General features: G+C 71.4%; 22 protein-coding genes. 9 read left to right on the top strand and 13 right to left on the bottom strand.

Going from position 1 to position 23,595, the window contains the following annotated elements; all coding sequences use genetic code 11:
- Positions 1-72: 72 nt before the first annotated feature.
- From CEK68_RS17605 to CEK68_RS17580, 6 genes are all read right to left on the bottom strand, one after another.
- Complete coding sequence (locus tag CEK68_RS17605) at positions 73-495, bottom strand: DUF2752 domain-containing protein (RefSeq protein ID WP_043093564.1); 423 nt, start codon at positions 493-495, stop codon at positions 73-75.
- Positions 496-551: 56 nt separating this feature from the next.
- The gene (locus CEK68_RS17600; protein WP_152240164.1) at positions 552-833 is read right to left on the bottom strand and encodes a CD225/dispanin family protein; all 282 of its coding nucleotides are present in this window, start codon (positions 831-833) and stop codon (positions 552-554) included.
- Between the two features lie 46 nt (positions 834-879).
- Complete coding sequence (locus CEK68_RS17595; protein ID WP_017915514.1) at positions 880-1,107, bottom strand: CD225/dispanin family protein; 228 nt, start codon at positions 1,105-1,107, stop codon at positions 880-882.
- A gap of 153 nt (positions 1,108-1,260) precedes the next feature.
- Entirely contained in the window at positions 1,261-3,183 is a 1,923-nt protein-coding gene (locus CEK68_RS17590) for an MFS transporter (protein ID WP_152240163.1), read from the bottom strand.
- A gap of 36 nt (positions 3,184-3,219) precedes the next feature.
- Positions 3,220-4,155 (bottom strand): LysR family transcriptional regulator, encoded by a 936-nt coding sequence (locus CEK68_RS17585; protein ID WP_152240162.1) that lies wholly within the window; start codon positions 4,153-4,155, stop codon positions 3,220-3,222.
- 88 nt (positions 4,156-4,243) lie between these two features.
- Complete coding sequence (locus tag CEK68_RS17580; RefSeq protein ID WP_152240161.1) at positions 4,244-5,170, bottom strand: hypothetical protein; 927 nt, start codon at positions 5,168-5,170, stop codon at positions 4,244-4,246.
- 214 nt (positions 5,171-5,384) lie between these two features.
- Here CEK68_RS17580 and CEK68_RS17575 point away from each other — a divergent pair, with 214 nt between their 5' ends.
- Entirely contained in the window at positions 5,385-6,602 is a 1,218-nt protein-coding gene (locus CEK68_RS17575; protein WP_152240160.1) for an MFS transporter, read from the top strand.
- Here the strand turns inward: CEK68_RS17575 and yccS are convergent.
- The 5 genes from yccS to purH all read right to left on the bottom strand — a co-directional run bounded on the left by yccS (position 6,541) and on the right by purH (position 13,604).
- Complete coding sequence (gene yccS / locus CEK68_RS17570) at positions 6,541-8,769, bottom strand: YccS family putative transporter (protein WP_152237840.1); 2,229 nt, start codon at positions 8,767-8,769, stop codon at positions 6,541-6,543. The genes CEK68_RS17575 and yccS overlap by 62 nt on opposite strands.
- Positions 8,770-8,834: 65 nt before the next feature.
- Entirely contained in the window at positions 8,835-9,512 is a 678-nt protein-coding gene (locus tag CEK68_RS17565; protein ID WP_152240159.1) for a uracil-DNA glycosylase family protein, read from the bottom strand.
- Positions 9,513-9,800: 288 nt separating this feature from the next.
- The gene (purD, locus tag CEK68_RS17560) at positions 9,801-11,090 is read right to left on the bottom strand and encodes a phosphoribosylamine--glycine ligase (RefSeq protein WP_152240158.1); all 1,290 of its coding nucleotides are present in this window, start codon (positions 11,088-11,090) and stop codon (positions 9,801-9,803) included.
- A 55-nt stretch (positions 11,091-11,145) separates the two neighbouring features.
- Positions 11,146-12,009 (bottom strand): hypothetical protein, encoded by an 864-nt coding sequence (locus tag CEK68_RS17555; RefSeq protein WP_170268211.1) that lies wholly within the window; start codon positions 12,007-12,009, stop codon positions 11,146-11,148.
- A gap of 11 nt (positions 12,010-12,020) precedes the next feature.
- Complete coding sequence (purH, locus tag CEK68_RS17550; RefSeq protein ID WP_152240157.1) at positions 12,021-13,604, bottom strand: bifunctional phosphoribosylaminoimidazolecarboxamide formyltransferase/IMP cyclohydrolase; 1,584 nt, start codon at positions 13,602-13,604, stop codon at positions 12,021-12,023.
- 256 nt (positions 13,605-13,860) lie between these two features.
- Between purH and CEK68_RS17545 the strand changes: the two genes are divergently transcribed.
- From CEK68_RS17545 to CEK68_RS17510, 8 genes are all read left to right on the top strand, one after another.
- Positions 13,861-14,475: a CDP-alcohol phosphatidyltransferase family protein gene (locus CEK68_RS17545; RefSeq protein ID WP_017911013.1), complete on the top strand. Its 615-nt coding sequence runs from the start codon at positions 13,861-13,863 to the stop codon at positions 14,473-14,475.
- A gap of 62 nt (positions 14,476-14,537) precedes the next feature.
- On the top strand, positions 14,538-16,292 hold the full coding sequence (locus CEK68_RS17540) for a bifunctional alpha/beta hydrolase/class I SAM-dependent methyltransferase (protein ID WP_152240156.1): 1,755 nt from the start codon (positions 14,538-14,540) through the stop codon (positions 16,290-16,292).
- Entirely contained in the window at positions 16,289-17,626 is a 1,338-nt protein-coding gene (locus tag CEK68_RS17535; RefSeq protein WP_152240155.1) for a phosphatase PAP2/dual specificity phosphatase family protein, read from the top strand. The genes CEK68_RS17540 and CEK68_RS17535 overlap by 4 nt, the downstream gene beginning before the upstream one ends.
- The gene (locus CEK68_RS17530) at positions 17,623-18,057 is read left to right on the top strand and encodes a hypothetical protein (RefSeq protein ID WP_152240154.1); all 435 of its coding nucleotides are present in this window, start codon (positions 17,623-17,625) and stop codon (positions 18,055-18,057) included. Before CEK68_RS17535 ends, CEK68_RS17530 begins: the two co-directional genes overlap by 4 nt.
- 13 nt (positions 18,058-18,070) lie before the next feature.
- Positions 18,071-19,540 (top strand): TIGR04222 domain-containing membrane protein, encoded by a 1,470-nt coding sequence (locus CEK68_RS17525; RefSeq protein ID WP_152240153.1) that lies wholly within the window; start codon positions 18,071-18,073, stop codon positions 19,538-19,540.
- Positions 19,540-20,193: a CDP-alcohol phosphatidyltransferase family protein gene (locus CEK68_RS17520; RefSeq protein ID WP_152240152.1), complete on the top strand. Its 654-nt coding sequence runs from the start codon at positions 19,540-19,542 to the stop codon at positions 20,191-20,193. Before CEK68_RS17525 ends, CEK68_RS17520 begins: the two co-directional genes overlap by 1 nt.
- Positions 20,190-20,822: a lysophospholipid acyltransferase family protein gene (locus tag CEK68_RS17515; RefSeq protein WP_017909397.1), complete on the top strand. Its 633-nt coding sequence runs from the start codon at positions 20,190-20,192 to the stop codon at positions 20,820-20,822. The genes CEK68_RS17520 and CEK68_RS17515 overlap by 4 nt, the downstream gene beginning before the upstream one ends.
- A complete protein-coding gene (locus CEK68_RS17510) occupies positions 20,819-21,793 on the top strand; it encodes a phosphatidate cytidylyltransferase (protein ID WP_017916454.1) in 975 nt (324 codons plus the stop codon). The genes CEK68_RS17515 and CEK68_RS17510 overlap by 4 nt, the downstream gene beginning before the upstream one ends.
- A 449-nt stretch (positions 21,794-22,242) precedes the next feature.
- Here the strand turns inward: CEK68_RS17510 and fis are convergent, their stop codons facing one another.
- Positions 22,243-22,515, bottom strand: coding sequence for a DNA-binding transcriptional regulator Fis (fis, locus tag CEK68_RS17505; protein ID WP_010343856.1), 273 nt, complete (start codon positions 22,513-22,515; stop codon positions 22,243-22,245).
- 116 nt (positions 22,516-22,631) lie between these two features.
- The gene (locus CEK68_RS21305; RefSeq protein WP_017916453.1) at positions 22,632-23,159 is read right to left on the bottom strand and encodes a DUF3426 domain-containing protein; all 528 of its coding nucleotides are present in this window, start codon (positions 23,157-23,159) and stop codon (positions 22,632-22,634) included.
- Between the last annotated feature and the right edge of the window lie 436 nt (positions 23,160-23,595).

Genomic DNA, 23,595 nt, shown 5'->3' with positions numbered 1-23,595 from the left:
ATCTCCTGGATGGCTGGTGCACGGCAGTCGGTGAGTCTAGACGAGTCGCTGCGGTGCGGAGGTGGCGGGCCGTCAGTGCGGCGCGAGCAGTGTGAAGGGATACCAGGGCAGATTGCGCAGCAGCGCATAGCCGAGCAGCACCCATAGCCATAATCGCGGGTCGGCGAGGATCTTCAGCAGCGGCGCGAGCGGGCGCAGGCGCAGGCCGGCGGCGTTGAGCGCCATGATCGCCAGCAGCGGCAGTGCCACCACCAGCAGGGGATTGCTGGTCCAGGCATGGGCCAGGTCCAGGTGCACCAGCGCGTGCAGGCAGCGGGTACTGCCGCAGCCGGGGCAATACAGGCCGGTGAGGGCGCGGAACGGGCAGCCCGGCAGCGGATTGCCGGGGACATTCGGATCGATCCGACGCAGCACCACGGTGGCCACCACCGCGGCGCCGCTCAGTGCGACCAGCGGCAGCCAGCGGGGCAGGGACTGCAGGCGCTGAAGGGACATGGCAGGCGGACGATCGCGTGGTCGGCCGCCGTCGCAGGCGACGGCGGCCGCGGTGCTCAGGACATGGACGACTGCTGCATCATACCCAGGCCGCCCAGGGCGAAGAGGAAGATCAGGTACAGCACGATCAGCACCACCGAGGTGATCGCCGAGTAGATCGCCCACTTCTTGGCCTTGTCCGACGAATCGCGCGCACCGGCCACATCGCCCGCGGCGAGCTTGGTGTTGACCTGCGAGGCGTAGACGATGGACACGATGCCCAGCGGCAGACAGCAGAACAGCGTGGTCAGGATCGCCCAGACGAGGTTGTTGGACACTTGCGGTGCGGTGGTATTCATCCGTGTTACTCCGGTGGTTGGGTGGTGGAACGGGAAACGGTGGGGATCAGTTGCCGGCCAGGCTGCCGATCGCCTCCAGCAGGATGGCCACGAAGATCCACACGACGACCAGGATCGGCGACGCGAGCGCCCACCAGCCGGCCTTGCGTGCGGCGGCGCGCGCGCCCTCGATGTCGCCGGCAGCGCGGCGGCCATCCACCTGCGCGGCGTAGACGATGGACACGATGCCCAGCGGCAGGCAGCAGAACAGCGTGGACAGGATCGCCCAGACCATGTTGTTGGGCACATAGACGCCCGCGTTGGGCGCTGCTGGTGGTTCGGGCTGGTTCACTGTCCGCTCGGTCCTTCGCATTGGACGCCACGGCCTGTGGCGTCTCCCCTGCGGTTAATTTACCCGAAGCGCGTGCCCAGGGCACCTGCGCCGCACTCAGGCGGCATCGCCACGCAGCCTCCTCACCTGCGCCTCCAGCGTCTCGGCGGTGGCCTGGGCCCCGGCCACCGGCGCATCGGCGATCACCTCGATGTGGGCGCGGAAACGCCGCGGCACGCGCATGCGCCGCAGTCGCGAATCGCGCTTGCTCCACATGCTGGTCCACATGTTGCGCAGCGCCATCGGCACCACCGGCACCGCGCGCCGGGCCAGGATCTTCTCCACGCCGGACTTGAACGCGGCGATCTCGCCGTCCTTGGTCAGGGCGCCTTCGGGGAAGATGCACACCAGCTCGCCCTCGGCCAGCGCGGTGTCGATGGCGTCGAACGCGCGCTGCATCAGCTCGGGATCCTCGCGCGCCCCGGCGATCGGAATCGCCTTGGCGGTGCGGAAGATCCAGCGCATCACCGGAATGTTGAAGATGCGGTAGTACATGACGAAGCGCACCGGTCGCGGGATCGCCGCGGCCAGCACCAGCGCGTCCATGTAGCTGACGTGGTTGCACACGATCAGCGCCGCGCCCTCGTCGGGCACGTGGCGTTCGACGCCGAGCAGGCGCAGCCGGTACAGGGTGCGCACCATCAGCCAGCTGAGGAAGCGCATCAGGAATTCGGGCACGATGCTGAAGATCCAGATCGCCACCACCGCGTTGGCGATGGCCAGCGCCAGGAACACCTGCGGGATGCTCAGCCCGGGCATCGGGATGCGCACGCCGAACAGGTGCAACTGCTGCATCTGCAGGGCGATGCCGATCATCGCGGCCAGCACGATGAACAGCGAGTTCTGGATGTTGAGCCCGGCGATGACGCGCGACAGTTCCGCCTTCGGCGTGCGGCTCTGGATCAGCGCGAACAGCGGCACCACGAACAGGCCGGTGCACAGGCCGATGCCGACCAGGTCGAGCATGATCCGCCAGCTGCCGGCCTGGTGGACGAACTGGCCGATGCCCAGGCCGGTTTGCAGCGCGGCGCCAGGGCGGGCGAAGTACAGGTCGAGCATGAAGGCGCTGATGCCGAACGCGCCCAGCGGCACCAGGCCGATCTCGACGGTGCGCCCGGACAGCTTCTCGCACAGCAACGAGCCGGTACCGGTGCCGATCGAGAACAGCGCCAGCGCGAAGATGTACAGGTCCTGCGCGCCGCCCAGGTTGAGTTCGGCGTAGGTCGGCAACTGCGCGGTGAGCACGGTGCCGACGAACCAGAACCAGGACACGCCGAGCACGGCGTTGCGCACCGCCAGCTGGCGCCGGGTCAGGCGCATGATCGCCAGCGATTCCGGCAGCGGGTTCCAGTTGATCTTCAGCTCGGGTGCGCCGGCGTCGACCTTGGGGATGCAGCGCGCCATCAGGTTGCCGGTGACCGCCAGCGCGACCACCGCGGTGGCGGCGGCCACCGGCCCGTGGCTGCCGGCGATCTGGAAGATCAGCCCGCCCAGGATCATGCCGCACAGGATCGAGATCGAGGTGCCCATCTCGACCAGGCCGTTGCCGCCGGTCAGTTCTTCCGGTTTGAGCACCGAGGGCAGGATCGAGTACTTCACCGGGCCGAACAGGGTCGACTGCAGGCCGGTGCAGAACAGCGCCACCAGCAGCACCGCCATGTTCTCGGTCAGGAAGCCGACCGCGGCCAGCGACATGATGCCGATCTCCATCGTGGTGGTGATGACCACCAGCCGCGACTTTTCCAGCTTCTCGGCGATCTGCCCGGCCAGCGAGGAGAACAGGAAGTACGGCAGGATGAACAGTGCCGGCGCCAGGTTGGTGTACAGCGTGCGCTGCTCCGGGGTCACGCCCAGATAGAACAGCAGGCCGATGATCGCCTGCCGGTACACGTTGTCGTTGAACGCGCCCAGCGACTGGACCACGAAGAACGGCAGAAAGCGGCGTTGCCGCAACAGGGCGAACTGGCTGTGGGCGGACATGCAGGCTCCTTTGCGAACGCGCGCAGCCTAGCAGGTTCACCGCGTGCGCAGGCGCGGCATGCGGCGGCCGGTGCCGGCGCTGTCGGTTGCGGCCTGCAGGGCGTCGCGCTGGGCGCGCAGCAGGGCGATGAAGGCGCGTGCGGCCGGGGTCGGATCCGGCCGCCACACGGCATAGGTGAGGAAGCGGAAGCGCTCGCGCAATGCCACCGTCGCCACACCGTGCATGCCGGTGGCCATGGTCTGCGGCACCACCGCCAGGCCCAGGTCCTCGGCCACCAGTTGCCGCTGCAGGTCGGCATGGGTGACCTCGTACTGCAGGCGCTGGCGCAGGCCGGCGGCGGCGAAGGCGCGGTCGATGATGCCGCGCACGCCGGCGCCGGGGATCAGCCCGGCCATCGGCGCGTCTTCCAGGTCGCGCAGGGAGACCTGGCGGCGCGCGGCGAAGCGGTTGCCGGGTGCGGCGATCAGCGCCAGCGGTTCCTCGTGCAGCAGCAGGTGTTGCGGCGGCAGCGCCACGTGCGGGCCGACCCCGACCAGGGCCACGTCTAGCCGGCCTTCGCCCAGTTCCAGCAGCAGCGCATCGCTCATGCCGGTGCGCAAGTGCACGTCCACCGCGCTGTGCGCCTCGCGGAAGCGGCGTAGCACCGCCGGCACCTGCACTGCGTTCAACGAGGAGATCTGCCCGATCTGCAGGCGGCCGCGCACCGTGCCCAGGGTCTGCGCCATTTCCTCGTGCAGGCGTTCGGCGGCGCGCAGGGTGGCGCGCGCGTTGTGCAGGAACACCGCGCCGGCGGCGGTGGCGCGCACGTGGCGCGCCCCGCGTTCGAACAGGCGCGCGCCCAGCGCCTGCTCGATCTTGGCGATCTGGTGGCTCAGCGCCGACTGCACGGTGTGGCAGCGGCGCGCGGCCGCGGTGAAGCTGCCTTCCTCGGCGACGGCGACGGCGAATTCGAGCTGGCGCAGGGTCAGCATGGCGCTGCCTGGCGCGCACGGTGGCGAGGCCGCAGCCGATCCGCGCCGGGGCTGCATGCGCCATGCGCCGTCTGTCGCAGTGCCCGCCTCATGCTGTGCGCCCAAGCCGCTTGCGCCATTGCTGACGCAGCCACAGGCGGATGTTGTAGCGGCGCTTGCGGCTCATGAACGGGTAGCGCAGGGTGATGCCGAGCAGGCCGCGCAGCGTGTCCAGCCGCGGCGCCTGCGCGGGCAGGGCGTCGCAGCGTACCGAGATGCGGTCGCAGCCGGCGTCGTGGGTGCGGTGGATGACGTCGGCACGCATGATCAGCAGGTCGCCGACCGCGAGGTGCGGCACCACCTTGTGCGCTTCCAGGTCGAAGCCGATCTTCCAGCCGGGGCTGGCGTCGTGCAGGTCCTCGATCGCATACCAGTCGCCGATGGCGAGGGCCTCGCCCGGAAAGCGCAGCCGGAACCAGTCCAGCGTGTCGGCCTCCACGCAGCGGAAGCGCAGCGCGCCGCGGCCCTGGATGCGCTGGTGCAGCTGCGGATCCAGCCGCGCGACCACGTCGTCGGCGACGATGGCCACGTTGGCCAGGTCGGCATCGGGCTTGCGCACCGGCATGTAGCAGATCAGGTAGTTGCGGTGGTCGCCATGCAGGAAATAGCTGAAGTGGTCCAGGTGCCAGTTGAGCGCGCCGCCCGGCGCGGTCTTCGGATCGCGGTGCTGGTCGAACGGCAGACGCAGGCTTGGCGCGGCATGGCTTTCGCGGATGCGGATGGCGCAGTAGCCGAAGCGGTCGACGGCGATCGCCAGGCCCATGGCCGCGGCCACCGCCGGCACGGTCGCGGCGATGCGGGCCTGGATGCGCTGCATGTCCGCCGCCGGCAGGTCGCCGATCACGCCGTCGTGGAACTTCTCGGCGCCTTCCAGGAAGCGCAGCAGGCTGTCGGGAATGTCGCCGTCGCCCAGGAAGCCGCGGACCACCGCATACCCGTGCTGCTGCAGCGCCTCGGCGATGTCGGTGCTGGGCATGGTGCGGGTTCCTTCGGCGCGGGGGCGGTGGTGGGGCGGCGCTCCAGTCCGGACGCCGCCTGCGTTCGAAGCGGCGGCCCCGGCGAACCGGCCGGCCTGTCGGCGCGGGAATCACACTATCTCGAAAACAGATGGCAGTGGTGAAAAAAATGCGTTTGAACGATCGCTGCCACCGCCACAGACTGCGCCCCTCCCCACGATCCGGTGTCCGTCCATGGAAACGACTTCGCATCCGCCGATGCGCCGCGGCCTGGTGCTGCTGATGGCCACCGCCACCGGCCTGGCGGTGGCCAGCAACTACTACGCGCAGCCGCTGCTGGAGGTGCTGGCGCAGACCTTCGCCATCGACGTGCGCCGCGCCGGTGCGGTGGTCACCACTGCGCAGCTGGCCTATGCGGCGGGCCTGCTGTTCCTGGTACCGCTGGGCGACCGCTTCGAGCGCCGCAGCCTGATCGTCGGCCTGTACGCGCTCAGCGCGGTCGGCCTGCTGGTCAGCGCGATGGCGCACAGCTTCGCGCTGCTGATGCTGGGTACGCTGATCACCGGCCTGAGTTCGGTGGCGGCGCAGATCCTGGTGCCGTTCGCCGCGACCCTGGCCGCGCCGCACGAGCGCGGCCGGGTCATCGGCACGGTGATGAGCGGCTTGCTGCTGGGCATCCTGCTGGCGCGCACGGCCTCCGGCCTGCTGGCCGGGATCGGCGGCTGGCACACCGTGTACTGGGTCGCGGCGGTGCTGATCCTGGTGGCCTCGGGGCTGCTGTGGCGCGGCCTGCCGCGGCACCCCGGCAACCCGCACCTGTCCTATCCGCACCTGATCGGTTCGGTGCTGGCGCTGCTGCGCGACGAGCCGGTGCTGCGCGCGCGCTCGGTGCTGGGCGGGCTGCTGTTCGCCGGCTTCAGCATGTTCTGGACCACCCTGGCGTTCCTGCTGTCCGGCCCGGACTACCGCTACGGCACCGCCACCATCGGCCTGTTCGGGCTGATCGGCGCGGCCGGCGCGTTCGCCGCCAACCTGTCCGGCAAGCTGTCCGACCGCGGCGCCGGCCATCTGGTCGGCTGGGGCGGCCTGGTCATGCTGCTGCTGTCGTGGCTGCTGCTGCTCGGCGCGCCGCACTCGCTGTGGCTGCTGATCGCCGGCGTGGTGCTGCTGGACGTGGCGGTGCAGGGCGTGCACATCGGCAACCAGAGCGTGATCTACCAACTGGATCCGGCCGCGCGCAACCGCATCACCTCGGCCTACGTCACCTGCTATTTCATCGGCGGTGCGATCGGGTCCAGCCTCGGCACCGCGGCCTACGCCTATGCCGGTTGGCGCGGGGTGGCGCTCGGCGGTGCGGCGCTGGCGGTGGTGGCGCTGCTGTGGATGGGCCTCAGCGTGCGGCCGGCGCGGCAAGCGCCGGCGCAGGCGCCGACGGCACCGTCGCGGCAGTGACCGCCTGCGCGGCGTCGCGTAGCTTGGGCAGCAGGCGCAGGGTCAGCGCGAGCTGGTTGCGCACCAGCCGGCGCTTGGCCTCGTCGATGCCGTCCTCGCGCTCCAGCGCCTCGGCCAGCGCGATCTCGGCCGGCTCGTCGGCGGCCGGCAGCGCACGTCGTTCCGCAAGCGCGTCGGCCAGCGCGCCCAGCGCCTGCGGCAGGTAGTCGCCGGCGCGGGCGATGTCCGGATCGGTCTCGCCGGCCAGCGCCGCCCGATGCGCGCCCAGCGCCGACAGATAGCCGAGCAGGGTGTTGGACAAAGCCAGGAAGCGGAAGCCGGCATCCAGGTTGCGGCGGTAGCGGCCGGGCTCGCGCAGCATGTTCGACAGCGCCACCGACAGCGCGGCGTCGGCGTTGTGCATGTCGCGGCGGGCGATGCGGTAGGGCAGGTCGTCGCGCATGCCGCTGCGGTACTGCTCCAGCACCTGCGCCAGGTAGCGCGCGCTGCTGGACAGCACCGTCGCCAGCACCTGGTTGAGGCGACGGCCCTGCCAGTCCGGCAGGATCAGGAACGAGGCGGCGGCGGCGATCGCGCAGCCGATCAGGGTGTCGAGCAGGCGCGGCCAGATCAGCATGAAGCCGTCGCCGATCAGGTTGAAGCAGAACAGCGCCATCACCGTGATCGCCGCGGTGGCGAGCATGTAGCGGTCGGTGCGGGTGACGAAGAACACCAGCGTGCCGAGCAGGGCGAACAACAACTGCAGCTCGGTGCCCGGGAACAGCTGCATCAGCGCCCACGCCGCGCCCAGGCCGATCAGGGTGCCGGCGATGCGTTGGGCCAGGCGCAGGCGGGTGGCGCCGTAGTTGGGCCGGCACACGAAGGCGGTGGTCAGCAGGATCCAGTAGCCGTTGCTGGCGTGGATCGACTGCATGATGGCGTAGCCCACCACCAGCGCGATGGCCATGCGCAGGCCGTGCCGGAACAGCACCGAGCCGGGCGTGAGCTGCTGACCCAGGCGCCGCAGCATCTCCCGCAGGGTGTGCGGCGAGGAGTCGCGCAGGCGGGTGTCGAGGGTGTCGCTGGTGGTGTCCGATTGCGCGGCCTCGGCCAGGCGCCGCTCGATGCTGTGCAGGTTGGTCACCAGCAATTCCAGCGAGCCGAGCAGCCGCGCCTGCCGTGGGTCGGCACGGGCGTGCAGGAAATCCAGCGACTCGCGCAGGTCGGTGGTGGCCTGCTGGGTCTGCTCGCCGTAGTCGAACGGCTGCCGCAGCCGGATCGCCTCGCCCAGCGCCGCGCAGGCCTTGCCCTGCAGGGCAAGCAGGCGCTGGCAGCGGTACAGCACGTCGCTGTGGAAGAACGCGTCGGTCAGCGCCTCGTACGGGTAGTGCGAGGAACTGGCGCGCTCGTGGAAGTCCTGCGCCATGTAGTACAGGCGGAAATACAGGCCCGACTGCACGCCGGGCCGGCCGGAGCGGCCGAAGCGGCTGATGATCGCGGTCTTGGCCGCGTTGAGTGCGGCCACCACCTGCGCGTTCTGCTCGGCCAGCGCCAGCCGCCGCGCGTGCAGGTCGCTCTGCCGCACCGGCTCGAACAGGGCCGCCTTGAGCCGCAGGTAGCGGCCCAACTCCAGGTACAGCCGCGACAGCCGCTCGCGCACCGGCCGGTTGGCGAACAGCACCGTCCACAGCACCGACAGCACCGCGTACCAGCCGGCGCCGAGCAGCAGCAAGGCCACGCCGTGCCAGGCGTTGCCGCCGACATGGCCGTTCTGGGTGCCGTGATCCAGGCCGATCATCGCGTAGATCGCCAGCGCCACCGTGGCCTGGGCGATGGAGGCGTAGCGTTCGCCGAGCGCGCCGAGCAGGGTCAGGGCGAAGGTGGACAGTGCCAGGCCGGCCGCGAACGGCCACGGATACGGGAACAGCAGTACCACCGCGGCCGCGGCGGCGGCGAAGCACAGCAGCGATAGCAGCACCGACTTGATCCGGCCCAGCCAGTTGTCGTCGGTCTCGGCGATGGCGCTGGCGATGGTGCCCAGGAAGATCGCCGGCACCGCCTCCAGTTGCTGCAGGTGCCAGCACACGCCCATCGCCACCGCCAGCGCGATGAACACGCGCAGCCCGTAGCTGGCCTTTTCGTGGGCCCACAGGCGGCTCAGGCGGGTTTCGATCGAGGGGGTCGGCACGGCGACACGATAGCGCACCGTCGCTGTATGCGATCCCCCTCGGGAGGGTGGATGCACGCGGGCGCTCAGACCTCCAGGTGCCGCAGTCGGGCGTCCAGCAGTGCCGGGAAGCGCTTGTACCAGGTCTGGTTGAGTGGCGAGGGATGCGGCAGCGGATGCAGCACCACGCGGCGGCTGCGGCGGCCGTCCTCGCTGTGCAGCTTCACCTCGGTCTGCGCCTGGAAGCGGTCCTCGCGCGCCCAGAACGTTTCCAGCGCCGCGCGCACCTCGCGCGGCTGGTCGATGCCGAACCACAGGAACGCCTCGCGGCCGAGGGTGAGGATCGCGTGGCCGCGCCATTGCTCGAGCAGTAGGTGCCGCATCAGCGGATGGAAGCGCCGCTTCACCGGCATCGACCACGCCTTGTTGCCCACTGGCTTGTACGGCACGGTGTTGAGCCAGAAGGCGACGCGGCCGGCCTCGAGCCCGGCGGCGAAGTCGGGCATCTCCGCCCCGTCGTGCAGGTGTCGGTACAGCGCCTTGCGCACCAGCTGGCCGCCGCTCCCGACGAAGGGTTCGCCGTGCTCCACCTCGCTGCGGCCCGGGTCGCGGCCGAGGATGCACACCCGCGCGTCGCGGCGGCCCAGGCCGATGATGGGATCGAGCGGATCCTTGCCGCAGGCGGCATAGGCCGCGGTATCGATGCCGTCGGTCTGCGCGGCGAGCGCGCGGAAGCGGGTGCGGAGAGCGGGGGACAGGGCCATGGAGCGTGTGCGAATCGGTGGGGAATCCAGGCTAGCGCAGCGGCGATGGTGGCTGCGTGCGGGCTTCCACGCGAGAGCGGTGTGCGCTCCTTGTGGGAGGGACACCAGTCCCGGCAAGCGAGGATGTCAGCCGCGCTTTGAGCTTCACTCGTCGCGGCTGAAGCCGCTCCCACAGGGAGTGGATCGGGTGTCCTTGTGGGAGGGACTTCAGTCCCGACGCCGGATGGTGTCAGCCGGCATCGGGCTTTGCTCGTCGCGGCTGAAGCCGCTCCTGCACGTGGCGACGTGCTACGCCCCCTGCTCGCGCGCGATCGCACGCCAGCCGATGTCGTGGCGGTGGAATTCGCTGGCCCAGTGAATCTGCGCCACGCCGGCGTAGGCACGGCGCTGCGCCTCGGCCACGCTGTCGCCCAGCGCCGCCACGCACAGCACGCGGCCGCCGGCGCTGAGCACCCGGCCCTGCGCATCCAGCGTGGTGCCGGCATGGAACACCTTGGCGTTGCCCGGGACCGCGTCCAGGCCGGTGATCGCTTCGCCGGTGACCGGGGTTTCCGGATACGGCGCCGCCGCCAGCACCACGCCCAGCGACGGGCGCGGATCCCACTGCGCCTCGGTGGCGTGCAGGCGTTCGTCGAGCGCGGCCTCGAGCAGGTCGAGCAGGTCCGACTGCAGGCGCAGCATCACCGGTTGCGTTTCCGGGTCGCCGAAGCGCACGTTGAACTCGATCACCTTGGGCGCGCCGCTGGCGTCGATCATCAGTCCGGCGTACAGGAAACCGGTGAACGGCACGCCGTCGTCGCGCATGCCGCGCACGGTCGGCTCGACCACCTCGCGCATCACCCGCGCGTGCACCTCGGGCGTCACCACCGGCGCCGGCGAGTACGCGCCCATGCCGCCGGTGTTGGGGCCGGTGTCGCCGTCGCCGACGCGCTTGTGGTCCTGGCTGGTGGCCATCGGCAGCGCGGTGTGGCCGTCGACCATGGAGATGAAGCTGGCTTCCTCGCCGTCGAGGAATTCCTCGATCACCACGCGCGCGCCGGCGTCGCCGAAGGCGTTGCCGGACAGCATGTCGCGCACCGCGGCCTCGGCCTCGTCCAGCGACATCGCCACGATCACGCCCTTGCCGGCGGCCAGGCCGTCGGCCTTGATCACGATCGGCGCGCCCTTGTCGCGGACGTAGGCCAGCGCCGGCTCGACCTCGGTGTGCACGGCGTAGAACGCGGTGGGAATGCCGTGGCGCTGCAGGAAGTCCTTGGCGTAGGCCTTGCTGCCTTCCAGCTGCGCGGCGGCGGCGCTGGGGCCGAAGATGCGCAGCCCGGCGGCGCGGAAGTGGTCGACCACGCCCAGCACCAGCGGCACTTCCGGGCCGACCACGGTCAGTGCCACGCCTTCGTCCTGGGCCAGCGCGAGCAGTCCGTCGAGGTCGTTGACCTTGACCGGCACGTTGCGGCACTTGGCCTCGCCAGCGGTACCGGCATTGCCGGGCGCGACCAGCACTTCGTCGACACGGGGGGACTGGGCCAGCTTCCAGGCCAGGGCGTGTTCGCGGCCGCCGGAGCCGATGACGAGCAGTTTCATCGCGGAATTCCAGATTGCAGGGGAAAGGGGAACGGCTGCGCCGGGCGCGCGCGCCTCACGTGCAGCCTTCGCGCTGCAGCGCCTCGGGGAAATGGTAGGTCCAGGTCTTCGCGTCCAGGGCGAAGCGGTGGCTGCGCTGCACCGGGCGCTGGCCGCACTCCGTGCCGGTTTCCTCGATCAGCAGCGGCCAGACGCGGGCGGCGTGGTCGCGGTCGTCGAAGCGCAGGGCGAAGTCGATGGCGAACTGGCCGGCCTTGCAGTCCGCGGCCGCATCGGCGGCATCGCAGTCGGCGGCGGCGCTGTTGTCGATGTGGCTGCGCACGCTGCCGGCGTCGACCAGGCCCTTGGGGCCGGGTAGGATCAGGGTCTGCGATTGCAGCGCGTAGCCCTGGCCGAACCAGCCGTCCTCGACGCGGAACCCGTAGAAATCGCTGCCGGCGCGGACGATGCCGACCTCGCCGGGCTGGCCCTGGCTGCCGTAGGTGCCGCCGGTGCGCTCGGCGGCGACGGCGAAGCCCTGGCCCTCGGGGCGCAACACGTAGAAGTCGATGGTGCCCGGTTCGGGATGGCCGGCATCGCGCAGCGCGCCGCACACCGCCAGCAACTGCTGCCAGCCGTCGCCGGTGACCACCGGCTGTTCGGCGCACACCTGCCAGTCCACCGCATGACTCTCGCCCCCCTGGGTCCATTGCCCCGGCCAATGCCCGGCCAGCGTCGCGGCGCTGCCGTAGCGTTGCTGCAGGAACGTCTGCAGGCGCGCGGTGCGGCTGACGTGCGCGGGCGCGGCGGCGCTGGCGGGCGCGGCCGCAGGTGCGGCGCTGGGCGCGGGTGTCGCGGCCGGCGTGCAACCGCCCAGCACGAGGGCGCCGGCCACGGCCAGCACGGCGAGTGGACGGGGCACGACAGCGGACAGGCGCATCGCTGCAGACCTCAGTGGCGGAAATGCCGCACGCCGGTGAACACCATGGCGATGCCGTGCTCGTCGGCCGCGGCGATGACCTCGGCGTCGCGCATCGAACCGCCGGGCTGGATCACCGCCTTGATGCCGGCCGCGGCGGCGGCGTCGATGCCGTCGCGGAACGGGAAGAACGCATCGGAGGCCATCACCGAGCCCTCCACGGCCAGGCCGGCATCGGTGGCCTTGATGCCGGCGATGCGCGCCGAGTACACCCGGCTCATCTGCCCGGCGCCGACGCCGATGGTGCGGTGGTCCTTGGCGTAGACGATGGCGTTGGACTTGACGTACTTGGCCACCTTCCACGCGAACAGCAGGTCGGCGAATTGCGCCTCGGTCGGCGCCAGGCGGGTCACCACCTTCAGCGCATCGCGCGGCACCACGTGCGCGTCGCTGGTCTGCAGCAGGATGCCGGAGCCGACGCGCTTGCTGTCGATGCCGTAGGCGCCGTCGCCGGCGGGGATGCGCAGCACGCGCACGTTGGCCTTCTTCTTGGCGTATTCCAGCGCGGCGTCGTCGTAGTCGGGGGCGATCAGCACTTCGACGAACTGGCGGTCCAGGATCGCCTGCGCGGTGGCCGCATCCAGGCGCCGGTTGAAGGCGATGATGCCGCCGAAGGCGCTGGTCGGGTCGGTGGCGTAGGCCAGTTCGTAGGCGTCGCCGCAGCCGGCGCCGACCGCGACGCCGCACGGGTTGGCGTGCTTGACGATGACGCAGGCCGGCGCGTCGAACTGGCGCACGCATTCCCAGGCCGCATCGCTGTCGGCGATGTTGTTGTAGGACAGCTCCTTGCCCTGCAACTGGGTGAAGGTGGCCAGGGTGCCGGGCGTGGGGAAGAGGTCGCGGTAGAACGCGGCCTGCTGGTGCGGGTTCTCGCCGTAGCGCAGTTCCATCACCTTGACGAAGCTGGAGTTCATCTGCGCCGGGAACGCGCTGCGCGTCGGCACGGCGGCGTCGCTGGCGGTGACCGCGGACAGGTAGTTGCTGATCGCCGCGTCGTACTGGGCGACGCGGTTGAACGCGGCCACGGCCAGGGCGAAGCGCTTGGCCGCCGACAGCCGGCCGTCGTTGGCCTCCAGCTCGGCCAGCAGTTCGGCGTACTGCGCCGGATCGGTGGCCACCGCCACGCGGGCGAAGTTCTTGGCCGCCGAGCGCAGCATCGCCGGGCCGCCGATGTCGATGTTCTCCACCGCGTCGGCGAGCGTGCAGTCGGCCTTGGCGGTGACCGCCTCGAACGGATACAGGTTGAGCACCAGCAGGTCGATCGCGGCGATGCCGTGCTCGGCCATCACCGCATCGTCGGTGCCGGCGCGGCCGAGCAGGCCGCCGTGCACCAGCGGGTGCAGGGTCTTGACCCGGCCGTCCATCATTTCCGGGAAGCCGGTCAGTTCGGACACGTCCTTCACCGCCAGCCCGGCCTCGCGCAGGGCCTTGGCGGTGCCGCCGGTGGACAGCAGCTCGACGTTGCGCGCGGCCAGCGCGCGGGCCAGGTCGATCAGGCCGGTCTTGTCGGAAACGGACAGCAGTGCCCGGCGCACGGGCAGGAAATCGGAGGACATGGGGCAGGGCGGGGGCAGCGGAACGGGCCGCCATTGTAGGCGCTGAGGCCCGCCGACGCCCGGCCGGCCGAGCCCACGGGCCTGCGGATCGCGTGCGCGGCGGCGCCGGCACACGGTGTGCGCGCCTCGCCGTGGAGCCGCGCGCGCGGTGCGTGCGGACCGTGCAGAACACCTGCGCCGTGGCTTCGGCCGCGCGCGCAGCCGCTGCGATGCATTAGGCTGTCGCCGCCCCGCCCTCGCCGTCAGGACCACGCGCGTGTCGATCTATGCCCTCAAAGGACGTTTCCAGGACCTGCTGCGGCCCGGCGTGCGCGTGCTGTACCGGCTCGGCGTCACCGCCAACCAGGTGACGGCGGCCGCGGCGCTGCTGTCGCTGCTGGTCGCCGCGGTGGTCTACACGCAAGGCGCGGCGCAACCGCTGTGGTACGCGCTGCTGCCGCTGTGGATGCTGCTGCGGATGGCCTTGAACGCGGTGGACGGCATGCTGGCGCGCGAGTTCGGCCAGCAGTCGCGGCTGGGCGCCTACCTCAACGAACTATGCGACGTGGTCGCCGATGCGGCGCTGTACCTGAGCCTGCTCGGCGTGCCCGGCGTCGGTGCCGGCTGGCTGTGGCTGATGGCGCTGACCGCGGCGTTGACCGAATATGCCGGCGTGCTCGGGCTGATGGTCGGCGCCAGCCGCCGCTACGATGGGCCGATGGGCAAGAGCGACCGTGCCTTCGTCATCGGCGTGCTGGGGCTGCTGCTGGCCGGCGCCTGGATCGGCGCGGCGACGGTCACGGCCGTCGCCATGGCGGTGGCGCTGTTGTGCGCGGCGACCGTGCTGCGCCGGGTCGCGGCGGGATTGCGCGAGGCGGCGGCACGCGCGTGAGCGGGGCGGCCGGCGTGGCCGCGGCGAACAGGGATTCAAGACAGACAAGGAATCGGCAACGGATGCGGCAGGTCAACGAAAGCGAATTCGCCAGTTTCGACGGCACACGGTTGTTCTACCGGCATTGGCCGGCCATGACGCCGGCGGCGCCGCCGCGGGCGGTGGTGCTGCTGCACCGCGGCCACGAGCATTCCGGGCGGGTCATGCACCTGGCCGAGGAACTGGGCCTGGACGAGTGCGCGCTGTTCGCCTGGGATGCGCGCGGCAACGGCCGCTCGCCCGGCGCGCGCGGCGACGCGCCCGGTTTCCCGGCGCTGGTGCGCGACCTGGACCGCTTCGTCGCGCACATCGGCGAGGTCCACGGCATCGCCGTGCAGGACATCGTGGTGGTGGCGCAGAGCGTGGGCGCGGTGGTCGCCAGCACCTGGGTGCACGACTACGCGCCACCGCTGCGCGCGCTGGTGCTGGCCTCGCCGGCGTTCAAGGTCAAGCTGTACGTGCCGTTCGCGCGGCCCGGGCTGGCCCTGATGCAGGCGCTGCGCGGCAACTTCTTCGTCAACAGCTACGTCAAGCCGCAGTGGCTGACCCACGACCCGGCGCGGGTCGAAAGCTATCGCAACGATCCGCTGATCACCCGGCCGATCTCGGTGCGGGTGTTGCTGGGCCTGTACGCGGCGGCCGACCGCGTGGTCGGCGATGCGCAGGCGATCACCGTGCCGGTGCAGCTGCTGGTGTCCGGCAGCGATTTCGTGGTGCACCGCGGCCCGCAGGACCGCTTCTACGAGCGCCTGTCCTCGCCGGTGAAGGAGCGCCACCTGCTGCCCGGTTTCTTCCACGACACCCTGGGCGAGCGCGATCGCGCGCCGGCGCTGGCGCAGATCCGTCGCTTCGTGCGCGAGCGCTTCGCCGAGGAACCGGCATTGCCCAGCCTGCGCCACGCGCACCGCCGCGGGCCGACCTTCGAGGAGGCCGAGCGCCTGGCCTGGCCGCCGCAGCGTTACAGCCTGCAGGACCTGCGCTGGCGCGGCGTGCGCGCCGGCCTGCGCGTGGGCGGGCGGCTCTCCGAAGGCATCGCCCTGGGTCTGCAGACCGGCTTCGATTCCGGCAGCACGCTGGACTACATCTACCGCGACCAGGCGGCCGGGCGCGGCCCGCTGGGGCGGATGATCGACCGCAACTACCTGGATGCGATCGGCTGGCGCGGCATCCGCGTGCGCCGCCAGCACCTGCATGAGCTGCTGGGCCTGGCGATGCAGCGGCTGCGCGCCGCCGGCCTGCCGGTGCGCGCGCTGGACATCGCCGCCGGCCACGGCCGCTACGTGCTCGAAGCGCTGGCCGGCGACAGCCAGCGCGCCGACGCGATCCTGTTGCGCGATTTCAGCCCCTTGAACGTGGCGCAGGGTCGCGCGCTGATCGCCACGCTCGGCGCCACCGACATCGCCCGCTTCGAGCAGGGCGATGCCTTCGACCGCGACGCGCTGGCCGCGCTGCAGCCGCGGCCGACGCTGGCGGTGGTGTCGGGCCTGTACGAACTGTTCCCGGACAACGACCAGGTGCTGCGCTCGCTGCAGGGCGTGGCCGCGGCGGTGGAACCGGGCGGCTACCTGGCCTACACCGGCCAACCCTGGCATCCGCAGCTGGAGTTCATCGCCCGCGCGCTGACCAGCCACCGCGGCGGCACGGCCTGGGTGATGCGCCGGCGCACCCAGCAGGAGATGGACGAACTGGTGCGCACGGCCGGCTTCCGCAAGCTGGAGCAGCGCATCGACGAATGGGGCATCTTCACCGTGTCGCTGGCGCAGCGGATCGCGCCATGAGCATGGCGGCCGCGCGGCCGTGGCGGCGTGCGCTGGCCTGGCTGGCGCTGCTGGGGCCGTTCTTCTTCCTCAGCTACGGCCTGGCCAACACGCTGGCCGCGCGTCGCGCCGCCGTACCGTCGCTGCCGTTCGCCTGGGAAACCCAGATCCCGTTCTGGCCGTGGACCATCGTCCCGTACTGGTCGATCGACCTGTTCTACGTGATCTCGTTCTTCGTGTGCCGCACGCGTGTCGAACTGGACACGCATGCGCGGCGTCTGCTCACCGCGCAACTGCTGGCGGTGGGCTGCTTCCTGCTGTGGCCGTTGCGCTTCAGTTTCGAGCGGCCGCCGACCGAGGGCGTGTTCGGCTGGCTGTTCGCGGTGCTGCTCGGCTTCGACAAGCCGTTCAACCAGGCGCCGTCGCTGCACATCGTGCTGCTGGTGGTGCTTTGGGTGCGCTATGCGCAGCACCTGCACGGGCTGGCGCGGCTGGCCCTGCACGGCTGGTTCGCGCTGATCGGCCTGTCGGTGCTGACCACCTACCAGCATCATTTCCTCGACGTGCCCACCGGCCTGGCCGCCGGCTGGCTGTGCGTGTGGCTGTGGCCGGAGCGCATCGCCGCGCCGTGGCGCGCCGCGGCACCGGCGCGCGATCCGCGGCGCTGGCGCCTGGCCGGGCTGTACCTGCTCGGCAGCGCGGCCTGCGTGGCCGCCGCAGGCGCGCTCGGTGGCGCCGGCTGGTGGCTGCTGTGGCCGGCGCTGTCGCTGCTGCTGGTCGCGCTCAGTTATGCGCTGCTCGGCCCGCTGGGCCTGCAGAAGCGCGTCGACGGCCGCTTGAGCCTGGCCGCGCGCTGGCTCTACGCGCCGTACCTGGCCGCCGCCTGGCTCAACTCGCGTGCCTGGACCTGGCGCGATCCGGCGCCGCGCGAGGTCGCCGACGGCGTCTGGCTCGGGCGCCTGCCCGGCCGCGGCGAGCGCACGCGCTTCGCCACGGTGGTCGATGTCAGTGCCGAACTGTCGTTGCGCGAGGCGCAGGCGCACGACCGCGTGGTGCCGATGCTGGACTTGGTGGCGCCGCCGGCCGCGGCCTTGCGCGCGGCCGCCGACGCGATCGCGGCGGCGCGCACGCACGGCGCGGTGCTGGCCTGTTGCGCGCTGGGCTATTCGCGCAGTGCGGCCGCGGTCGCCACCTGGCTGCTGCGCAGCGGCCGTGCCGCCACGCTGGACGACGCGCTGGCGCTGTTGCGGGCGCGCGCGCCACGGATCGTGCTGGGACCGGCGCAGCGTGCCGCCATCGCCGCCGCCTGCACCGCGCCGCCGGCGCCGCTGCAGGCGCAGGAACTGCCGGCATGAGCACGCCGCTGGAACTGCGCACGATGGCGGCGGTGCTGCGCCAGGGTGCGCCGCTGGATCGGTTGTCACTGGTGTTGCTGGCCACGGCCCTGTTGCTGGTCGCCTGGTATGCCGGCACCGGCGCCCTGCTCGCCGCGGCGTTGTGCGCAGCCTCGGCGCTGGCCGGCCTGCTGCAGCGCTACTGGGCGGCACGGGTCGGGTTGGATGTGGATCTGCTCGAGGCGGTGCTCGCCGAAGCGGAACCAGCGCGCGCCGGTGTCGACCTGGATGCGGTCCTGCACAGATTGGGCCTGCTGCGCACGCTGCCGCCGCCGCGCGATTGGCTGGCGCGCTGGCAGGGCATGCGCCGCCTGTTGCGGCGGCAGTTGATCGCGCTCGCGGCGCAGCTGCTGGCATTGCTGCTGGCGCTATGCACGGCGCAGTTTGCATGAGGACGCAGACGCCATGACCGACGAACCCGCAGCGACCTTGCGCTCCGACGTGGATGCGGCGCGGCACGCGCTGTGGCAGCGCCTGCAGGCCTATCGCTTCGGCGAGGGCGAAGCGGCGTTGTCGGCATTCGTGCGCCGCGTCGCCAAGGAGGCCAATGTGTCGCAGGCGCTGGCCGCGCGGGCGGTCGAGGAATACCGGCGCTTCTGTTTCCTGGCCTGCGTGGCCGGCGAAGAGGTGACGCCCAGCGCCCTGGTCGACCAGGTCTGGCACACCCACCTCACCGACACCCGCGAGTACTGGCAACGGTTCTGTCCGCAGGTGCTGCAGATCACCCTGCACCATCAACCCGGGCGCGGCGAACCGGCCGACGCCGCGCGCTTCCAGGCCCAGTACGCGGCCACCCTGGCGCATTACCGGCACTACTTCGGCGAACCGCCAACGGCGTGCTGGCCGGCCCCGGCCGGCACGCGGCCGCCCGCGCCGGCACCGCGCCAGGCACGCACGCGCCGCACCGCGTCCACGCGCGGCGGCATCGCCCTGTGGGGCTGGATGCTGGGCGTTGCCCTGCTGTTCGCGGTGCTCTGGCAGCGCCACGGCCCGCTGTCGCCGCTGCACTGGCCGGGACCGCCGTTCCTGCTGCTGTTCTTGGCCTGCATCGGCCTGGCCTGGAGCCTGGGCGCGCGCCTGCGCCTGGTGGTGCGCGGACTGCGCCGCGCCGCGCTCGACACGCCGCTCGATGCCACCGAACTGGCCTATCTGGCCGGCGGCAGCGAACGCGTCGCCGACCAGCAGCTGGCCCTGCTGCTGGCGGCCGGCGCGGTGCGCCTGCAGGCGGAGCCGCACGTGCGCCGCCAGGCGCGGCTGCAGTCCACCACGGTCGCGGTACCGCCGACGCTGCAGCGCGCGCTGGCGATCGTGCGCGCGCACCCGCAGTTGCAGCAGGCGCTGGCCGCGTTGCGGCGCGACGCCGCGCCGCTGCGCCGGTCACTGGTCGCCAAGGGGCTGTGGCTGGGCCACGGGCAGGCGCTGTGCGCCCGCCTGTTCGGCGCCGCGCCGTTGCTGGCGCTGTGGACCCTGGGCGTGATGAAGGTGCGGATCGGCCTGCAGTTGCAGCGCCCGATCGGCTTTCTGGTGGCGGCGATGGTGGTGGTCGCGGTCGTTGCGCTCGGCTTCCTGCTCACGCCGCCACGGCGCAGCGTCGCCGGCGACGCGCTGCTGGCCGAGCGCGATGCGGCCTGGCGCGATGGCGTGGCCGCGCCATCGCTGGCGCCCGGTTCGCACCTGGCGCTGCCGCTGGCCCTGGCCGGTACCAGCGTGCTGATGACCACGCCCTGGGCCGACTATCACGCCTTGCGTGCGCCCGCAGCCAACGGCCGCGGCGGCAGCTGTTCGACCAGCAACTGCGGTGGGGGAGGTGGCAGCAGCGACGGCGGCAGCAGTTGCGGCGGTGGTGGCTGCGGCGGCTGTGGAGGCGGCGACTGATGGCCGCTTCGACCTGGCAGGCGCGGCGGGCGCAGTGGCGCGCGCGGCTGGCGCTGGCGTTGCGCGCGCGTGGGGCCACGCCGAATGGCGTGTCCTGGACCGGACTGGCGTGCGCGGTGCTGGCGGCGCTGATGTTCGCCCTGGCCTGGCGCGAGCCGCCGGCCAATGCCGCCGCGCTGCTGGTGCTGGCGGCGCTGGCGCTGCAGGCGCGGCTGCTGTGCAACCGCCTGGACGGGTTGCTGGCGCAGCAGGCGCAGATGATCGGCCGTGCCGGGGCGGTCTACAACGAGGCGCCGGACCGGTTGTCGGACGTGGCGGTGTGCCTGGGCGTGGGCTATGGCCTGCAACCGGTGCTGGGCATCGGCGCGGAACTGGGCTGGGCCGCTGCGCTGGTGTGCGTGGGCACCGCCTACGTGCGCATGCTCGGCCTGGCCTGCGCGGTGCGCGAACCGTTGCAGGGGCCGATGGCGCGCGTGCAGCGCATGCATTGGCTGTCGCTGGCCGCGTTGGCGGCGGCCGCTGCATTGCTGCTGCAACACGCCACACTGGCCTACATGCTGCTTGCCGTGGCGCTGGCGCTGCTGATCGCCGCCGCCGCCCTGACCATCGTGATTCGCGTGCGCGCCATCGTGCGCGAACTGGAGTGGAAATGATCGCCCGTCTGATCGCCCGCGGCTGCAGTGCCGCGATCCGTCTGCTCACCGGCGCACGTGCGCTGTGGCGCGGCTGCATGCCGTCCAGCGAGCGCCGCGTGTACTACGGCAACCACGCCAGCCACGGCGATTTCGTGCTGATCTGGTCGTCGTTGCCGGCAGCGCTGCGACGCGAGGTGCGGCCGGTGGCGGCGGCCGACTACTGGCAGCGCGACGCGTTGCGCCGCTACCTGATCCACGCGGTGTTCAACGGCGTGCTGATCGAGCGCGATCCGCAGCAGCGCCAGCGCGATCCGATCGCCTGCCTGTGCGAGGCGGTCGACGGCGGCGGCTCGCTGATCCTGTTTCCGGAAGGCACGCGCAATACCGAGGAAGGGCTGCTGCCGTTCAAGAGCGGTCTCTATCACCTGGCGCGGCAGCGTCCGGAACTGGAGTTCGTGCCGGTGTGGATCGACAACCTCAAGCGTGTGATGCCCAAGGGCAAGTGGCTGCCGTTGCCGTTGCTGTGCACCACCACCTTCGGCGAACCGCTGCGGCTGGGCGCCGGCGAGGACAAGCAGGCCTTTCTCGATCGCGCGCGCGCGGCCTTGTTGGCGTTGGCGCCGGAGCAGGCGGAGGCCGCCCGATGAATCCGATCGCGCTGAGCGAACACCTGCAGCAATCCTCGCTGCGGCAACAGACGGTATGGCTGTTCCTGGGCATCGCCACGGTGCTGGTGGTGGCCACGCTGATCGCCGAGACCCTGCGCTGGCGCGCGCGCGAACGGCCCAGTGCGGTGCTGGACAACCTGGTGGCGCGGATCCGCGCCTGGTGGGTGATGGCGACGGTGGTGGCGCTGGCGTTCGCCTTCGGCCGGCTCGGCGTGATCGTGCTGTTCGCGCTGGTGTCGCTGTTCGCGCTGCGCGAGTTCATCACCCTCACTCCCACCCGGCGCGGCGACTACTACGCGCTGCTGGCCGCGTTCTACGTGGTGCTGCCATGGCAGTACTGGCTGGTGTGGAGCGACTGGTACGGCCTGTACACGCTGCTGATCCCGGTCTACGCGTTCCTGGTGCTGCCGATCCTGTCCACCATCGGCGGCGACACCACGCGCTACCTGGAGCGCACCGCCAAGGTGCAGTGGGGGCTGATGATCAGCGTGTTCTGCATCTCGCACGTGCCGGCGCTGCTCAACCTGCGCATTCCCGGCTACGAGGACCGCAACCTGCTGCTGTTCGCGTTCCTGGTGATCGTGGTGCAGTCCTCCGACGTGCTGCAGTACGTGTGGGGCAAGCTGCTGGGCCGGCACCTGATCGCGCCCAGGCTGTCGCCGTCCAAGACCGTGGAAGGTTTCGTCGGCGGCATCCTCTCGGCCAGCCTGCTCGGCGCGGCGCTGTGGTGGATCACCCCGTTCTCGCCGCTGCAGGCGTTCGCGCTGGCGCTGGTCGCCAACCTGATGGGCTTCTTCGGCGGCCTGGTGATGTCGGCGATCAAGCGCGACCGCGGCATCAAGGACTGGGGCCACATGATCGAAGGCCACGGTGGCGTGCTCGACCGATTGGACTCGGTGTGTTTTGCGGCGCCGGTGTTCTTCCACCTGATCCGCTATGGATGGGTGTGAGGCGCGGGGAGTGGGGATTGTGGGATTGGTTGGAGTGTCGCGCGGTGCGAGTGTTGCGCCTACGTGGGAGCGGCTTCAGCCGCGATGCTTTACCGAGAGCGCGTAACGGCTGATCGCGCAGGAGCACAGCATGGCTTCCGCACCCGCATCTTCGGACGATGTCGCGTCGGGGCTGAAGCCCCTCCCACAATGGCGAGGCGCCGCGTTCGGCGTTCTGTGGTTTCTTCGCCGCGGTAGCACGTTTGCTCTCGCCTGGGTGGGTTTCAGGCGTCGCGGCTGAAGCCGCACCTATGAGGGCGATGTGCAGGCACTACACGCTGGGTCGCGATGTGTGTCGGATCGCTTGACAGTCAAGTCATGCAGGACAGCACGCTGGATTCCCGATTCCCGACTTTTCACCAGCCGCAGGCTGGTCATCCCCAATCCCGAATCCCCAATCCCGGCCTCCCTCAGGCCAACCCGTATTCCTTGAGCTTCTTACGCAAGGTGGCACGGTGGATGCCCAGCAGCGCGGCGGCGCGGCTCTGGTTGCCTTCGCAATGGTTGAGCACTTCCACGAACAACGGGATCTCCATCTCGCGCAGCACGATCTCGTATACGTCGTCGGCGTCGCAGCCGTCGAGGTCGCGCAGGTAGCGGCGGACCGATTGCGCCACGTGTTCGCGCAGCGGCGGCTTCGGCGCGCCGCGACTGGAGTCAGGACGAGTGGTGGCGGCGTTCAAGTTCGACGGATCCCCGGATGACAGCGGCGCCGGACGGCAGGAGGGCCGGCGCGGGGGGACGAGTCTAGCGCGTGGCCTGCGCCGCTGCCATGGCGTAGTGCCCGAACGCAGCGTTCTCAGTGGAAATCGAAACTGAATGCCGCCGTCTCGGCGGCCGGTTCGCGCACCTGGAACGCGATCTGTGCGCTCTGTCCCGGCGCCAGCGTGGCGCTGTCCGGCCGTGCGCGCCCCAGGTACTCCTGCGGGCGCAGCACGCGGCTGCCGATGGTGCGGCCGTCGGCGTCGGCTAGCGACAGTTGCAGCAGCGGCCAGGCCTGCGCCCAGCGCGCGTCGTTGCGGAAGGTCGCCTGCACCTGCAGGGTGCCGGCATGGCCGGGCAGCGGCCGCACCTCGCGGCTGAGCATGGTGAAGGCGGCCGGCTCGCGCCAGGCCGGCACGCTGCAGCGCAGGACCTGGCAGACCCCGGCCACCCACGGCCGCCAGCGCGGGTCGGCGCCCAGGCGCTGGCGATCGGCGATCAGGATCTGCAGCGCCAGCAGCAGGCCCAGCCCGGCCAGTGCGATCCACTGCCAGGGCGCGGCACGCAGCACCGGGCGGCGTTCGCGCGGGCCATGCAGGAAGCTGGGCGCGGCGGCGGCGGACACTGGCGAGGTAGGGGCGGTCGCGGGGGACGCGACCGTGGCCGGTGCCAATGCGGGGTCCGTCGCCGACGCGGGCGGCAGCGCTTTCAGGTCGCCCGCGTCACGTGTGTCGTCGCGTGCGTCGGCCTCGTCCTCGGCCGGCTTCACGTTCGCAGACGCTGGCGAGACGCTCGACGCCACGGGCGGCGCTGCAGTGTCGGTCAGCGGCGTCGCGGGTGCCGACGCATCACCGCCCGCCGCCGGCGCGACCGGAGTCTCGCCCTGTGTGGCGGACGGATCGGGCTGACGCAGCAAGGTGGCGAGGCTGGGACGGGGCGGAGTGCGATCGGGCATGCGCGCGGGCGACGACGGCGAGAGCCGTATTCAAGCACGCGCCGGCGGGATCTGCATTGCGCTGCCGGCGGATCGCGGCCTTTGTCAGCGCTGGACGCTCTACGGA

This window comes from Xanthomonas sp. LMG 12461 (assembly GCF_009192935.1).
Taxonomy (GTDB): Bacteria; Pseudomonadota; Gammaproteobacteria; order Xanthomonadales; family Xanthomonadaceae; genus Xanthomonas_A; species Xanthomonas_A sontii.
The sequence above is the reverse complement of the archived record's forward strand: the minus strand, read 5'-3'. Positions and strand labels throughout refer to the sequence as shown.